Source organism: Streptomyces sp. APSN-46.1, assembly GCF_022815725.1.
Lineage (GTDB): Bacteria > Actinomycetota > Actinomycetes > Streptomycetales > Streptomycetaceae > Streptomyces.
In genome coordinates, this window is record NZ_JALGRF010000005.1 from 148,875 (window position 1) to 162,567 (window position 13,693).

Annotated in this window: 10 protein-coding genes; 2 read left to right on the forward strand and 8 right to left on the reverse strand. The window is 72.9% G+C overall.

The window, feature by feature from the left end; translation table 11 throughout:
• Nucleotides 1–42: 42 nt before the first annotated feature.
• From MTF65_RS16935 to rsmI, 8 genes are all read right to left on the reverse strand, one after another.
• Nucleotides 43–1,740, reverse strand: coding sequence for a PQQ-binding-like beta-propeller repeat protein (locus MTF65_RS16935; protein WP_243629540.1), 1,698 nt, complete (start codon nt 1,738–1,740; stop codon nt 43–45).
• Nucleotides 1,741–1,896: 156 nt separating this feature from the next.
• Entirely contained in the window at nt 1,897–3,696 is a 1,800-nt protein-coding gene (locus MTF65_RS16940) for an ABC-F family ATP-binding cassette domain-containing protein (protein ID WP_243629541.1), read from the reverse strand.
• A 76-nt stretch (nt 3,697–3,772) separates the two neighbouring features.
• Nucleotides 3,773–4,678 carry a 4-(cytidine 5'-diphospho)-2-C-methyl-D-erythritol kinase gene (locus tag MTF65_RS16945; RefSeq protein WP_243629731.1) on the reverse strand — a complete coding sequence of 302 codons (906 nt, stop codon included), beginning with the start codon at nt 4,676–4,678 and terminating at the stop codon, nt 3,773–3,775.
• Nucleotides 4,679–4,710: 32 nt separating this feature from the next.
• The gene (rsmA, locus tag MTF65_RS16950) at nt 4,711–5,613 is read right to left on the reverse strand and encodes a 16S rRNA (adenine(1518)-N(6)/adenine(1519)-N(6))-dimethyltransferase RsmA (protein ID WP_243629542.1); all 903 of its coding nucleotides are present in this window, start codon (nt 5,611–5,613) and stop codon (nt 4,711–4,713) included.
• On the reverse strand, nt 5,610–7,199 hold the full coding sequence (locus tag MTF65_RS16955; protein ID WP_243629543.1) for a resuscitation-promoting factor: 1,590 nt from the start codon (nt 7,197–7,199) through the stop codon (nt 5,610–5,612). Before MTF65_RS16955 ends, rsmA begins: the two co-directional genes overlap by 4 nt.
• Nucleotides 7,200–7,341: 142 nt before the next feature.
• The gene (locus MTF65_RS16960; RefSeq protein WP_243629544.1) at nt 7,342–8,217 is read right to left on the reverse strand and encodes a TatD family hydrolase; all 876 of its coding nucleotides are present in this window, start codon (nt 8,215–8,217) and stop codon (nt 7,342–7,344) included.
• Nucleotides 8,218–8,260: 43 nt separating this feature from the next.
• Nucleotides 8,261–8,773, reverse strand: coding sequence for a hypothetical protein (locus tag MTF65_RS16965; protein ID WP_374207244.1), 513 nt, complete (start codon nt 8,771–8,773; stop codon nt 8,261–8,263).
• Nucleotides 8,774–8,932: 159 nt separating this feature from the next.
• Nucleotides 8,933–9,781 (reverse strand): 16S rRNA (cytidine(1402)-2'-O)-methyltransferase, encoded by an 849-nt coding sequence (gene rsmI / locus MTF65_RS16970; protein WP_243629733.1) that lies wholly within the window; start codon nt 9,779–9,781, stop codon nt 8,933–8,935.
• A gap of 194 nt (nt 9,782–9,975) precedes the next feature.
• On the opposite strand from rsmI, the gene MTF65_RS16975 reads away from it, so the two are divergent.
• Nucleotides 9,976–11,754 (forward strand): dolichyl-phosphate-mannose--protein mannosyltransferase, encoded by a 1,779-nt coding sequence (locus MTF65_RS16975; protein WP_374207245.1) that lies wholly within the window; start codon nt 9,976–9,978, stop codon nt 11,752–11,754.
• 169 nt (nt 11,755–11,923) lie between these two features.
• Entirely contained in the window at nt 11,924–13,564 is a 1,641-nt protein-coding gene (locus MTF65_RS16980) for a penicillin-binding transpeptidase domain-containing protein (RefSeq protein ID WP_243629545.1), read from the forward strand.
• The last annotated feature ends 129 nt before the right edge of the window (nt 13,565–13,693 follow it).

Genomic DNA, 13,693 nt, shown 5'->3' on the forward strand with positions numbered 1-13,693 from the left:
GCGGGGTCTACTGCCTCTCGGTGGGCGACTCGGTGGACTCGTTCACTTGCCGAAGGCCATGAGGAACTTCTCGTCCTTGCCAAGGGCGGTCAGGCGGGACGCGGAGATGAAGAACCGGCCGTCCACGTAGTCGGCCTTGGGCGAGAAGAAGGAGCTCTCGATCGGGGCCGCGGGGCCGGACGGGTGGCGCAGCAGCGCGGTGGGCTCGCCGCCCGCCGCGGGGATCGAGAGGATCTCGCCGCCCTGTTCGGACTCGGCCTGGCGGTAGGCGATCAGCTTGCCGCCCGCGGCCTCCAGCGGGAGGAGGGTGCGCCCGTCGCCCGCCGGGGTGCGCCACTTGACCTTGCCGGTGCCCAGGTCGAAGGCGACGATCTCGTTGGCCTTGCCGGCACCGGCGGAGGTGGCCAGGTAGAGGGTGTTGGAGTCGACGGCGGAGGTGCCGCAGCCCTGGAGCATGTGCTCGCGCACACCGCAGTTGGGGGCGAAGCTGCCTTCGCCGGCGACGGTGGTGCGCGGCTTCCCGTCGGGTCCGAGGACCACGATGGAGCGCTCCTTGTTGGTCTCGTTGCCGATGTCGAGGACGATCGGGTCCACGGAGTAGACGCTGGTGACCCGGAAGCCCTTGGGGAGCCGGTAGGACCAGGTCTTCTTGCCGGTGACGGGGTCGGCGTCCTGGACCTCGACGGTGCTGTCGGCGTCCCGGCAGGTCGCGATGCCGATCATCTTGTTGTTGCCGGCGGCGTAACTGGCGGGCTGGCAGCCCTCGGGGCCGTTGCCGGCGAAGAGCTTGTCGCCGGTGCTGATCTTGTAGGCGCTGCTCTTGATGAGCCGGTTGACGGCGACGGTGTCCCCGGTGAGGGTCAGGTTGATGTCGGTGAGGAGGTCGAAGGCGCCCTCCTTGGCCACCTCCTTCGTCCAGCCCTCCTTGCCCGTCTTGAGGTCGACCAGCTTCATCTGGTTGCAGGAGGCGGAGTCCGAATCGTTTTCCTCGACGACGATGACGGTCTTCCCGTCGGCGGTGGTCTGGTCGGTCTGGGCGCAGATCTTGGTGGGGAAGTCGAGCTTCCACTTCTCCTTGCCGTCGGTCACGGAGTAGCCGACGAGGGACTTCCAGACGGTCTTGACGACGGCGTCGCCGACGACCCACTGCCCATTCGTCGCGACGCCCGAGCCGGGCCCCTCGATCTTCTGGGTCTTGTACCAGAGGACCTTGTCCTCGCCCTGCTTGCGGCCCGCGTTGAGGTCTTCCTGTCCGCCGCTGCCGTTGCCGCTGCCGTCGCCGGTGTCCACGGAGGCGGAGGCGGAGCCGGACGGCTTGGGGTCGGCGGAGGTGGAGCTCTGCGCGACGGGCTCCTTCGGCTTGTCGCCGCCGCCGTCGAAGAAGGCGAAGTACGAGCCGGCGCCGAGTACGAGCACGCCGGCGACGGACGCGGCGATCAGTACGGTCAGTTTCCGCCGGGGCGCCGCGCCGGGGGCGCCGCCCTGGGGCGGGCCGGGGGGCATGCCGGGAGGCATGGCCGGGGGCATGCCGGGGGCCTGCGGCGGGTAGGCGTAGCCGGGTTGCGGGTGCGTCGGCGGCTGCTGCGGGTACGCCGGCTGGGTCGGCGGGGCCGGCTGCTGGGCGTACGGGTTGTCGCCCGCCTGGGGCTGGCCGTACCCGGACGGCGGCGGCGGGCCGGGCAGGTGTCCGTAACCAGAAGGCGGCGGCGGCTGGTTCGGCGGCAGGGGCGGCTCGGTCATCAGCGCATACCTTCGGCGTCGGGCGGGTCGTGGAGGATGACCTTTCTATCACCCGTGGCCGACCTACGACGGGCCGGTCCTGCCCCTGTACCCAAGGGAGGACCGGCCCGTGACACCGCCGTTATCCGCTCAGTTGGCGTCCGGACGAGGCGGAAGTCACGCCTCCTCGGCCAGTTCCAGCCAGCGCATCTCCAATTCGTCCCGTCCCGCGATGAGTTCGCGCAGCTCCGCGTCGAGTGCGGCGACCTTGTCGTAGTCGGTCGAGTGCTCGGCGATCTGGGCGTGCAGGTTCGACTCGCGGTCCGACATCTTGTTGAGCTGCCGCTCGATCTTCTGCAGCTCCTTCTTCGCGGCGCGCGCGTCGCCGGAGGCGGTCGACTTGGCGGCGGCGGCCGGGGCGGGCGCCGGGGCGGCGGCCTCGATCATCCGCCGGCGGCGCTCCAGGTACTCGTCCAGGCCGCGCGGCAGCATCCGCAGGCTCGCGTCGCCGAGCAGCGCCATCACCGTGTCGGTGGTGCGCTCGATGAAGAACCGGTCGTGGGAGATCACGATCATCGAGCCGGGCCAGCCGTCGAGGAGGTCCTCCAGCTGGGTCAGCGTCTCGATGTCGAGGTCGTTGGTGGGCTCGTCGAGGAAGAGGACGTTGGGCTCGTCCATCAGCAGGCGCAGGATCTGCAGCCGGCGGCGCTCACCGCCGGAGAGGTCGCCGACCGGCGTCCACTGCTTCTCCTTGGTGAAGCCGAACTGCTCGCACAGCTGGCCCGCCGTCATCTCCCGGCCCTTGCCGAGGTCCACGCGGTCGCGGACGCGCTGGACGGCCTCCAGGACGCGCAGGGACGGGTCGAGCTCGCCGACCTCCTGGGAGAGGTACGCGAGCTTGACGGTCTTTCCGACGGTGACGGAGCCGGCCGCCGGCTGGACCTCGCCCTGGGTGCGGGCGGCCTCGGCGAGGGCGCGCAGCAGGGAGGTCTTGCCGGCGCCGTTGACGCCGACGAGGCCGACGCGGTCGCCGGGGCCGAGGTGCCAGGTCAGGTCCTTGAGCAGGGTCTTGGGCCCGGCCTGGACGGTGACGTTCTCCAGGTCGAACACGGTCTTGCCGAGGCGGGCGTTGGCGAACTTCATCAGCTCGGACTTGTCGCGCGGCGGCGGCACGTCGGCGATCAGCTCGTTGGCGGCCTCGATGCGGTAGCGCGGCTTGGAGGTCCGGGCCGGGGCGCCGCGGCGCAGCCAGGCGAGCTCCTTGCGCATCAGGTTCTGCCGCTTGGACTCCTCGGTCGCGGCGATCCGGTCGCGCTCGGCGCGGGCGAAGACGTAGTCGCTGTAGCCGCCCTCGTACTCGTGGACGGCGCCGCGCTGCACGTCCCACATGCGGGTGCAGACCTGGTCGAGGAACCAGCGGTCGTGCGTGACGCAGACGAGCGCGGAGCGGCGCTCCTGGAGGTGCTTGGCCAGCCAGGAGATGCCCTCGACGTCGAGGTGGTTGGTCGGCTCGTCGAGGACGAGGAGGTCCTGGTCGGCGATCAGCAGCTTGGCGAGCGCGATACGGCGGCGCTCGCCGCCGGAGAGCGGGCCGATGACGGTGTCGAGGCCCTGGCCGAAGCCGGGCAGGTCGAGGCCGCCGAAGAGTCCGGTCAGCACGTCGCGGATCTTGGCGTTGCCGGCCCACTCGTGGTCGGCCATGTCGCGGATGATCTCGTGCCGGATGGTGGCGGAGGGGTCCAGGGAGTCGTGCTGGGTGAGGATGCCCATGCGCAGTCCGCCGGACTGGGTGACCCGGCCGGAGTCGGGCTCCTCCAGTTTGGCGAGCATGCGGATCAGGGTGGTCTTGCCGTCGCCGTTGCGGCCCACGACACCGATCCGGTCCCCCTCGGATACGCCGAGGGAGATGCCGTCGAGCAGGGTACGGGTTCCGTACACCTTGCTGACTGCCTCGACATTGACCAGGTTGACGGCCATCAGGAGCGCTCCAGGGAAAGGGTGGGATCAGCCCCTCAGCCTAACCCTCCGGGGGGAGGCGGACCGCTCCACCGGCTCAGGGTGCGGGCACGAGCGTCGCGCCGGGGGCGGGGCTGGTGGCGACGCGGGTGGCGCGGCACAGGCCCGAGGCTTCCAGCGCGGCGGCGACCTTGGCGGCGGCCTCCTCGTCGCGGACGAGGAACGCCGTGGTCGGGCCGGAGCCGGAGACCAGCGCGGCCGCCGCCCCGGCGTCGGTGCCCGCGGCCAGTGTCCGCGCCAGCTGCGGGCGCAGGGAGAGCGCCGCCGGCTGGAGGTCGTTGGCCAGGGTCGCCGCGAGCGCGTCCGGGTCGCCCGACGCCAGGGCCGCGAGCAGCGCCGGCGAGGCCTGCGGGGCCGGGACGGCGGTACCGGCGGTGAGGCGGTCGAACTCGCGGAACACCGCCGGGGTGGACAGGCCCCCGTCCGCGACCGCGAAGACCCAGTGGAAGGCACCGGCCTCGACCGGGGTCAGGATCTCCCCGCGGCCGGTGCCCAGCGCCGCCCCGCCGAGGAGGCTGAACGGTACGTCGCTGCCCAGTTCGGCGCAGATGTCCAGCAGGTCCTGGACGGGGGTGTCCAGTCCCCACAGCGCGTCGCAGGCCAGCAGCGCGCCCGCCCCGTCGGCGCTGCCGCCCGCCATGCCCCCGGCCACCGGGATGTTCTTGGCGATGTGGAGGTGGACGGCGGGGTCGAGCCCCGCGCGGGCCGCGAGGATCTCGGCGGCCCGCGCCGCCAGGTTGGTGCGGTCCAGCGGGACCTGGCCGGCGTCGGGGCCGGAGCAGGTCACCGTCAGCTCGTCGGCCGGGGTGACGGTGACCTCGTCGTACAGGGACACGGCGAGGAAGACGTTGGCCAGGTCGTGGAATCCGTCGGGGCGGGCCGCGCCCACCGCCAGCTGGACGTTGACCTTCGCGGGGACCCGTACGGTCACGGAGCGGGGCACGGAACGGGTCACGGAGCCGGTCACGGCGCGGCTCACAGCGCGGGCCTCTGCGCGGCCGGCTTGTGCTCGGCGATCGCCGCGAACTCCTCCACCGTCAGCGACTCGCCGCGCGCCTGCGGGGAGACGCCGGCCGCGACGAGCGCCGCCTCGGCGCCCGCCGCCGAGCCCGCCCAGCCGGCCAGCGCGGCCCGCAGCGTCTTGCGGCGCTGCGCGAAGGCCGCGTCCACGACGGCGAAGACCTCCGACTTGGAGGCGCTGGTCTTGATCGGCTCGGCCCGGCGCACCAGCGAGACGAGACCCGAGTCGACATTGGGCGCGGGCCAGAAGACCTTGCGGCCGATGGATCCGGCCCGCTTGACGTGGGCGTACCAGTTGGCCTTGACCGACGGGACTCCGTAGACCTTGTTGCCCGGTTCGGCGGCGAGCCGGTCGGCGACCTCCGCCTGCACCATGACCAGCGTCCGCTCGATGGTCGGGAACCGGTCGAGCATGGTCAGCAGCACCGGCACGGCCACGTTGTACGGGAGGTTCGCGACGAGTGCGGTCGGCGCCGGACCCGGCAGTTCCGTCACCAGCATCGCGTCGGAGTGCACCAGCGCGAAGCGGTCCTTCTTGTGCGGCATCCGCGCCTCGATGGTGGCGGGCAGCGCGGCGGCCAGGATGTCGTCGATCTCGACGGCGACGACCCGGTCCGCCGCCTCCAGCAGCGCGAGCGTCAGCGACCCCAGCCCCGGGCCGACCTCGACGACCACGTCGTCGGGGCGCACCTCGGCGGTGCGCACGATGCGGCGCACCGTGTTGGCGTCGATGACGAAGTTCTGGCCCTTCTGCTTCGTCGGCCGGACGCCGAGTACGGCGGCCAGCTCCCGGATGTCGGCTGGGCCGAGAAGGGCGTCAGAAGGGGTGTCGTGGGGCTGCTGCTCTGCGGTGCTCACCGGCTAAGACTACGGCCGCAGTGCGGCCACGGGCTCGCGCCCCGTTGCACGTAGAGCTTCTTCGCCCGGTACGTCTGCTCGGCGCCCGAGGCGTCCTGGGGGCGGCCGCTGCCGCCGAGGGCGTGCCAGGTGCGGACGTCGAACTGGTAGAGCCCGCCGTACGTGCCCGAGGGGTCGGTGGCCGACGGGCGGCCGCCGGACTCGCACTGGGCGAGGGCGCCCCAGTTGAGGCCGTCGGCACCGGAGACGGAGGTCGGCAGCGGCTTCGTGCCGACCTTGACGAGCTGGGCGACCGGCTCGCGGACGATCTCGTCGGCGATCCGGCGCGGTTTCTGCCGGACCCCGTTGACGGTGCGCAGGCTGTACGTGACCCGGCGGGCGCCGGGCCGGCCGGCCCGCTCGACGACCTCGGTACCGGCGAACAGGGTCGCGTCCTTGACCTTCTCGGTCTCGTACGGGATGCGTTCCTCGCGGACCTCGCGGCTGCCGGTGATGCGGAGCACGGTGACGGTCTGGCCGTCGCGCGGGAAGGACTGCGGCGGCACGGAGGTGGTGTCCTGGTCGTGGAGGGTGATGCCGGCCTGGTCGAGGGCCTCTTTGACGGTGGCGGCGTTGGTGCGGATGACGCGTTCGCGGCCGTCGGCCATGAAGGTGACGCTGCGCTCGGTGCGGACGCTGAGGGTGAGGCCGGAGCGGGGGACGGGGGCGGTGCGGGGGGCGGAGAGGTAGGCGCCCTCGGCGCGGACGCCGAGCTGGCGCAACGCTCCTTCGACGGTGCGGGCGGTGGTCCACACCTGGCGCCGGCTGCCGTCGAGGGTGAGCTGGAGGGGACGCCCGTAGCGGACGACGATCTCGTCGCCGTCGTCGAGGGCCGCTCCCCGGCCGGGGGCGACGAGGTCGTGGGGGCCGACGCCGAGTCCTTCGGCGGCGAGCAGTTCGTCGACGTCGTCGGCGAAGGTGTGGAGGGTCTGCGGGACTCCGTCCACGGTGAGCCGGACCGCCTTGTCGGCGGCCACGAAGGCGGTGGTGCCGCCGGCGAGGAAGGCCACGACCAGGGCCTGCGGAACGATCCGCCGCCAGTTGTCGCGTCCGGCCGCCGGCGGCGGCTCGGCGGCGGCCACCCGTCGCCGGCGGCCGGTGCCCGGGGCGGCGGGGGCGGGCGGTGGAGCGGCGGCCGGGCTGTCCACGGCCGCGGCCCCGCGTCGCCGGCCGGGGCCCGGCAACTCCTGCGCCGTGTCCGGCGGGGCGTCCGGCGGGGCGGGGCGGCCACGGCGGCCCGGGCCGGTGGCGGTGGCGGCGGTCTTGCGGCGGCGCGCGCCCCGCCGCTCTCCCGCCGCCCGGGGCGCGGGGACTCCGGCCGATGCCGCCGGGCCGGGGTCCCGTACGTCGTCCCACGCGGGCGGGGTGTCCGGCGCCGGCGCGTCCCACGGGTCCGGGGCGGCGGTGGCGAGGACGTACTGCGGCTCCGGCCAGAGCGGGAGCGGCGGGAGCCCGGGGTCCGGGGCCGGGTCCGGTTCGGGGGCCGGGTCCGGTTCGGGGGCCCAGGCATCGGCCGGCCAGGCCCCCGGCAAAGGACTATCGCTCACGATGCTCGCTCCAGTGGTCCGGCCCCGCTGCTTCGGGCACGGCACCCTAGCGCCAGCGACCGTCACTCACCAAAGCCGCACGGCTACCCAGCGTGTCGGGGTGACGAGCGGGAGCGGGCCGGCCGGGTCGGGGCGGGGCGGGTCAGTACGCGAAGGCCCGGGACGTGTTGGCAGCCAGGGCCGTCGCCATGGTGTCCTCGTCGATGCCGCGGACCGCCGCCATCGCCCGTACCGTCAGCGGAATGAGGTACGGCGCGTTGGGCCGGCCGCGGTACGGCGCCGGGGTCAGGTACGGGGCGTCCGTCTCCACCAGGACCAGTTCCAGCGGGGCCACGGCGAGCGCGTCGCGCAGCGGCTGGGCGTTCTTGAAGGTGACGGTCCCGGCGAAGGACATGTAGTACCCGGCGGCGGCGCACGCGCGGGCCATGTCCGCGTCGCCGGAGTAGCAGTGGAACACCGTCCGCTCGGGCGCGCCCTCCTCGCGCAGGACGCGCAGTACGTCGGCGTGGGCCTCGCGGTCGTGGATGACCAGGGCCTTGCCCTGCCGCTTGGCGATCTCGATGTGGGCGCGGAAGGAGCGCTCCTGGGCGGCCATGCCCTCGGGTCCGGTGCGGAAGTAGTCCAGTCCGGTCTCGCCGACGGCCTTGACATGGCCGAGGGCGGCCAGCGCCTCGATCTCGGCGAGCGCGTCGTCCAGCGCGGCCTCGCCGCCGCCGGCCCGGGCGCCCTGCCGCGACCAGCCGTCGGGATCGCCCAGCACGATGCGGGGGGCTTCGTTCGGGTGAAGGGCCACGGCCGCGTGGACGTTGTCGTACTGGGCGGCGGTCTCGGCCGCCCAGCGGGAGCCCTTCACGTCGCAGCCCACCTGGACCACGGTGGTCACCCCGACGGAGGCGGCCTTGGCCAGGCCCTCCTCGACGGTGCCGGACTGCAGGTCCAGGTGGGTGTGCGAGTCGGCCACCGCCACCCGGAGCGGTTCGGGCAGCGGCGGCGGCGTGTCGTTCGAGGTACGGCTCATACGGCCGATCTTATGACCGGGCCTGAGCGGTCCCCGAGACCGCTCAGGAGCCGGGCCCGCGGAAAATCTCCCGCAGCCGGGCCAGCAGTCCGCGCCGTTCGTCGCGCCCCTCGGGGTCGATGGGCACCGGCCCGGGGGCCTCGTGCCGGGGCGTCACGCGCGGCTTCGGCGTGCGGGGCACGTCCACGCCCGCCGGCACCGGTCCGGCGATCCCGGGTGCGACGCGGTGGTGGTAGATGTTGTCGAGGGTGCCGATGACCGCGGAGACCTGCCCCTCGCGCATGATCCGCACCACGTGTCCGCCGCAGTTCATGCAGGTCGGGTTGGACAGCGGGGACGGGACCCGCTCGCCGCCCGCCTTGTAGACGATGAACGGCTGGCCCTTGCCGTCGACGTGGTGTTCGATCTCGTACCCCTGCTCCCAGCTGTACCCGCACTTCATGCACGCGAAGGAGTACGCCTCGTGCACCGTCTGCACAGGGGGGGTGTAAACGGCGGCGGGCTCCGCGGCGGCCGCGGGTACCCGGGTGCCCGGGCTGTCAGCGATCTCACTCATGCCAGCTCCTCTTGTTCCACTGGTGCATTGCCAGTGGACGCCTCTTCGGGCGGGAGCGCATCAGGCCCTGTCTACTGTTGGACGGTCTTTGGGCGACTCATTCCCAAAGCGCCCGGTGCGCGGTCTGAGCTTTGCTTTTCAGGTTAGCCCTTTACCGACTCACGGCATCTTTTGTGCCGTGTTCTTTGCCGCCACGACCGCGTCGAACACCTCGCGCTTGGGTACCCCGGCCTCGGCCGCGACCGCCGCGATGGCCTCCTTGCGCCGCTCGCCCGCCTCCTCGCGCACCCGCACCCTGCGCACCAGCTCCTCGGCGTCCACGTCGCCGGGCCCGGCGGCCGGCGCGCCCTCGACCACCACGGTGATCTCCCCGCGCACGCCTTCGGCGGCCCAGGCGGCCAGCTCGCCGAGCCCGCCGCGCTTGACCTCCTCGTACGTCTTGGTCAGCTCACGGCATACGGCGGCCCGCCGATCGGCGCCGAAGACCTCGGCCATCGCGGCCAGGGTGTCGTCGAGCCGGTGCGGGGCCTCGAAGTAGACGAGCGTGCGCCGCTCGCCCGCGACCTCGCGGAGCCGGCCGAGGCGCTCGCCCGCCTTGCGCGGCAGGAACCCCTCGAAGCAGAACCGATCGACGGGCAGCCCGGACAGGGCGAGCGCGGTGAGGACGGCGGACGGCCCGGGCACGGCCGTGACCTTGATGTCCTTCTCCACGGCGGCGGCGACCAGCCGGTAGCCGGGGTCGGAGACGGAGGGCATGCCGGCGTCGGTGACGAGCAGCACCCGCTTGCCGTCCCGCAGGGCCTCGACCAGCTCCGGGGTGCGCGCGGACTCGTTGCCCTCGAAGTACGACAGGACGCGCCCGGTGGTGTGCACGCCGAGCCCCTGGGTGAGCCGGCGCAGCCGCCGGGTGTCCTCGGCGGCGACCACGTCGGCGCGCTCCAGCTCGGCGGCGAGCCGCGGTGGGGCGTCGGCGAGGTCGCCGATCGGGGTGCCGGCGAGCACGAGCACGCCGGGGGAGGCGGAGGAAGCGGAGGAAGCGGAGGAAGCGGAGGAATCAGGGCCGAGGGGCTGGTCAGTGGTCACCCGCCCATCCTCTCAGCCGTCCCGGTCGTCCCACCTCAGTCGTCCCGGTCGTCCCGGTCGTCCCACCCCGAACGCCCCGGCACTGGGGTTCCCACAGGAGCGTTCCCTACGATGATCCGGTGACCAGTACCGCGACGCCGCCGCCCAGCCCCGCGGGGGCCCCGCCCGCCCTCCCGGCGGGGCGCGACTCCGACGTAGAGCCGTCCCCCTGGCTGCGCCGCCTGCGCGGCTTCGGCTACGTACCGCGGGCCGGTGCCGGGGCGCGTGACGCGGACGTCCGCGTCCGTCTGGTGCCCCCGTACACCCGGCCGTCGGCGCAGCTGTGGACGGCGCTCGGCGTCCCGCCCTCGGCGGTGGACGCCTGGCAGCGCGTCCTGGCGTGGGTGGGGCCGCTGCTGGTGGCGCTGGTGGCGGGCGTGCTGCGCTTCGTGCACCTGGGCAGCCCGAAGGCGGTGATATTCGACGAGACGTACTACGCGAAGGACGCCTGGGCCACGGTCCGGCAGGGGTACGAGGCGAGCTGGCCGAAGGACATCGACAAGTCGATCCTCGCCAACCCGGACGGGGTCTCGCTGCCGCTGGACCCGGGGTACGTGGTGCACCCGCCGGTCGGCAAATGGGTGATCGGCCTCGGCGAATGGATGTTCGGATTCACCCCGTTCGGCTGGCGGTTCATGACGGCGCTGCTCGGCACCCTGTCGGTGCTGATGCTGTGCCGGATCGGGCGCCGCCTGTTCCGCTCGACGTTCCTCGGGTGTCTGGCGGGCGCGCTGCTGGCGGTGGACGGCCTGCACCTGGTGATGAGCCGGACCGCGCTGCTCGACCTGGTCCTGATGTTCTTCGTGCTGGCCGCCTTCGGGTGCCTGCTCATCGACCGCGACAAGGCCCGGGCCAGGCTCGCGGCGGCGCTGCCGGTGGACGCGGAAGGGCGGGGGCGCCCGGATCTGGAGATCGCCGAGTCCCTCCGGCTGGGCTGGCGGCCGTACCGGGTACTGGCCGGTGTCTGCCTGGGCCTGGCCTTCGGCACGAAGTGGAACGGGCTGGTCGTGCTGGCCTTCTTCGGCATCCTCACGGTGCTGTGGGACGCCGCCGCGCGCCGCACCGCGGGCGCGGGTGCCCCGTACGCGGCGATGCTGCGCCGGGACGCGCTGCCGGCGTTCCTCTCGACGGTGCCAGTGGCCATCGCGGTGTACCTGGCCTCGTGGACGGGCTGGATCCTGAGTGCGGACGACGGCAAGGGCGGCTACTTCCGCGACTGGGCCGCGAAGCACGACCGGGGCAGCTCGCTGTCGTTCCTGCCGGAGTGGCTGCGCAGCCTGTGGCACTACGAGACCGAGGTCTACAAGTTCCACGTCAACCTGCACGACGGGCACACGTACGAGTCGAACCCGTGGAGCTGGCTGGTCCTGGGCCGGCCCGTCTCCTATTTCTACGAGTCCCCCTCGCCCGGCACCGACGGCTGCCCGGCGACGGAGGCGGGCAAGTGCGCCCGCGAGGTGCTGGCGCTCGGCACGCCGATGCTGTGGTGGGCGGGCTGCTTCGCGCTGCTGTACGTGCTGTGGCGGTGGTTCTTCCGCCGCGACTGGCGGGCCGGCGCGATCGCCTGCGCGCTCGGTGCGGGCCTGCTGCCCTGGTTCAACTACCAGGAGCGGACCATCTTCTTCTTCTACGCGGTGGTCTTCGTCCCGTACCTGTGTCTGGCGGTGGCGATGATGATCGGCGCTCTGCTGGGGCCGGCGGGCTCCTCGGAGCGGCGGCGCGCACTCGGCGCGATCGGGGCGGGTGTCCTGGCGCTGCTGATCGTCTGGAATTTCATCTATTTCTGGCCAATCTTTACCGGCCAGACGCTGCCCATGGACTCCTGGAGGAACCGGATGTGGCTGGACACATGGGTCTGAGGGGCCCGAGGAGCGCCTGAACCGCCGCCCGACGGGCGGCGGTTGGCGCCCCGGCGAGATATTCCGGTCCGGTAACAAGTACACAGCGCCGCCCTCGCTCCGCGTAAGGTCCACCCCAGGGGTTCTTGAACATGTTCAGAGAACCGAGGTTCCGGGGGAGGGGACGCAAGTGAACGGGGCGGCCAAGGGTGCCATCGTCGGCGGGGTGTTCCTCGCGATGGTCGGCGGAGCCGGGTACGGGGTGTACGCGCTGGTCGGAGACGCCGGCGGGCAGGACGGAACGGGCGGGGGCCAGGGCGGCGAGACCTCCGTCCAGGCGGCGAAGGGCAGCGGCCCCATCACCGAGAAGGAGGCCGCGCAGGCCGCCAAGGCCTTCCTGGCCGCATGGGCGGCGGGGGACGGCGGGGCGGCCGGCGAACTGACCGACAACGCGCAGGCCGCGCGGTCGGCGGTGGCCGACTTCAAGAAGGCGTACGTGTCCAAGGTGGTGATCACCCCGGGTGCGCAGGACGGGGCCACCGTGGCCTACAAGGTGGCCGCGGAGATCACCTACGAGAGCGTCACCAAGCCGCTCGCCTACGAGTCCAAGCTGACCGTCGTACGCGGGCTGACCAGCGGGAAGCCGCTCGTCGACTGGCAGGCCTCGATCATCCACCCGGAGCTCCAGAAGGACGAGAGGCTGCGCGCGGGCGCGCCGGCGAACCCGCCGGTCACGGCCGTGGACCGGAACGGCGAGGAGCTGACCGCCGAGAAGTACCCCTCGCTGCGGCCGGTCCTCGACAAGCTGCGCGAGACGTACGGGGCCAAGGCGGGCGGCAAGGCCGGAGCCGAGGTCTGGATCGAGGGGGCCACCCCCGACACGCCGAAGCGGACCCTGCTGACCCTGGTGGAGGGCGAGCCGAGCACGATCAAGACGTACCTGGACGCGAAGGTGCAGGCGGCGGCCGAGCGGGCGGTCGCCAGGTTCCCCGAGGCCTCGGTGGTCGCCGTCCAGCCGAGCAGCGGGCACATCCTGGCCGTCGCCAACCACCGCGGGGACGGCTACAACGCGGCGATGACGGGCAACCGGGCACCCGGCTCCACCATGAAGATCGTGACGGCGGCGATGCTGCTGGACCGCGGCCTGGTCGCGGCCGACAAGCCGGCCGAGTGCACGAAGGACGTGGTCTGGGGCGGCCGCACCTTCCACAACCTGAAGAACTTCGAGGCGCCGGGCGCGACCTTCGCGACCAGCTTCGCCAGGTCCTGCAACACCGCCTTCATCAAGCCGATCGACCGCGTGAAGGACGACGCCGCGCTGTCGAAGGAGGCCAAGGAGGTCTTCGGCATCGACCTGGACTGGAAGACGGGAATCGACTCCACCGACGGCAAGGTCCCGGTGGCGACGGGTGCGGAGGAGGCCGCCGGGTACATCGGGCAGGGCCGGATCACCATGAACCCGCTGAACATCGCGTCCATCACGGCCACCGCGCGCAGCGGCGTGTTCCGCCAGCCGCTGCTGGTCTCCCCGGACCTCGACGGCCGGACGATCGCGAAGGCGCAGCGCCGGATGAAGCCGTCGGTGCACCAGCAGCTGGTCTCGATGATGCGGCTGACGGCGACCAGCGGCACGGGCGCGAACGCGATGGCGTCGGTCGGCGGCGACAAGGGCGCCAAGACCGGCTCGGCGGAGGTGGACGGCGCGGGCAGCCCGGACAGCTGGTTCACCGGTTTCAGCGATGACGTGGCGGCGGCCGCGATGGTCGAGGGCGGCGGCCACGGCGGCGACACGGCGGGCCCGATCGTGGCATCGGTCCTCAACGCGGGCTGACGGCTCAGCCCCGCCGGGGGCAATTCAGCCCCCGCGGGGGCAATTCAGCCGCCGGGGGGCGGTTCAGCCCCGCGGGGGCAATTCAGCCGCCGGGGGGCGGTTCAGCCCCGCGGGGGCAATTCAGCCCCG